We start from the raw sequence: 1,737 nt of genomic DNA, 5'->3' as shown, positions 1-1,737 counted from the left end.
TGCCTTTTTCATCATTATCTTGAATTCCATCTTTATTTGTATCTTCCCACACGTAGTCTCCAAGACTATATTTAGGTGTTTCATAGAATCCAGTATCAACAGTCATATTATCAGCATTATCAATAATACCTTTTGCTACTACTACATTTTTATTACCATCTTTTTGACCATCTGAATCAATAGCATCATTATCACTTGTATTTGATGGGGAAGGTGTATAATTATTAGGAATAACAAATTCAACATTGTATGTTCCGTTTTGCAAGTTATCAAATTGATAATGTCCTGACTCATCAGTTGTTACGCGTTGCAACTCTTTATTGTTACTATCTTTAAGAATGACATAAACGCCTTCAATACCTTTTTCGTTATCATCTTGGATTCCATCTTTATTTTTATCTAACCATACATAGTCTCCCAGGCTGTAAGTTGGATTATCACCTTGTGCTGTTGAAGAACCATTGATATAACTTACTATTGTACTTTTAGTACCTGTTGGATATCTTGATGCTTTGTTACCATATTGTGTTAACTCATAATTAGTAATAACATTCCCAGTACCAGATGGTCTAACTGACTGAGTAATAATGTAACGTTTCCCTTTGTTCATGTTACTACGATTAAGATCTATATCTAATCTAGTATTATTAAAGCTATATTTAGGTTTAAATTGACTAGTCACATCTTTGACTGCATTACCATTTAAATCTGGGTTAAAACTATCTATTAATACACTATTATCCAACACTTCATATATTTTCACTTCATTAGATATAAATTTACCGTTTTCAACTGTCGAAAAGTATTTTGCATCATAGATTCTATTACCAGGCTGATTTAAATAAACAACTTCATTATGTTTGTTATTCACATTATCAACATTTGCTACTGCTGCATTTGTAAGATGATTTTCTTTATTACCATAATCTACCACAAAATTTTCTCTAACTTCTTGATTAGCAATAGTAACATCCATAGGATAAGATTGTTGATCTTTAGTCGCTGTTTCTCTCTTTGGTGTTGCTAAAAGATTAAAGCTACCTGTGATATTTTGATATTGATCTACGTAATTAGTAAAAGTATATGTTGTTGTATTTGTAGTTTCATCATAAACACCATTTGCTACAATTGAACCTTCTTTACTACGTAATTGTGTATTTTTAGCTGGAAGTTCCAAAGCACCGGGTCTGATGTACTTACCGTATCTTATAGTAAATGTGTCACCTTCTTTAATACTATTATCTAATTCATAATCAGCTGATAATCTGAATTGTTCATTACTTGTCGGCCAAATTGTATAATCATCATGTTGATTATTTTTCTTATTAAGGGTCAGTCTAGCATTTGTAACCTTAACTTTATCATTAACATTTGTGCTTGGGGCTTCATTAGCAAATGTTGTTATAGAACTTTTTGTTATCGGAGAAGTCTTAGATGTAGGTGCAACTCCATAAGTTGTTACTGCTTCTTTTCGATCAGAATAATCTTGTGCTAATGCTCCTAATAGATCAGTTTTATTTAAGTTATTATAATCTAAATTCAAGTTGTCAACTTGTGACTGTACATCTGATTTTGGTCTATTATTAACTTCTGCAATATAACTTATTAATGCTTCCTTTTTGTCGACTGTTGTATCTGCACTTTCAATTGCATCAATCACAGCACTAGGATTACTTGTTGTTATTTCAGTTTTCGGTGAAAGTTCTTCTGATAATGTTTCTGTATTATCTTCTTTTG

The 1,737-nt window shown here is 30.9% G+C and carries 1 protein-coding gene; it reads right to left on the bottom strand.

Annotated features, from left to right (window positions below; translation table 11 throughout):
- Window positions 1-1,737: SdrD B-like domain-containing protein (locus HMPREF3270_RS00120; protein WP_176746698.1), on the bottom strand; the 1,737-nt coding region annotated here is incomplete at both ends.

The organism is Staphylococcus sp. HMSC65H10 (assembly GCF_001839185.1).
In the GTDB taxonomy this organism is placed as follows: Bacteria; Bacillota; Bacilli; order Staphylococcales; family Staphylococcaceae; genus Staphylococcus; species Staphylococcus simulans.
This window is presented reverse-complemented; position numbering and strand designations above follow the sequence as displayed.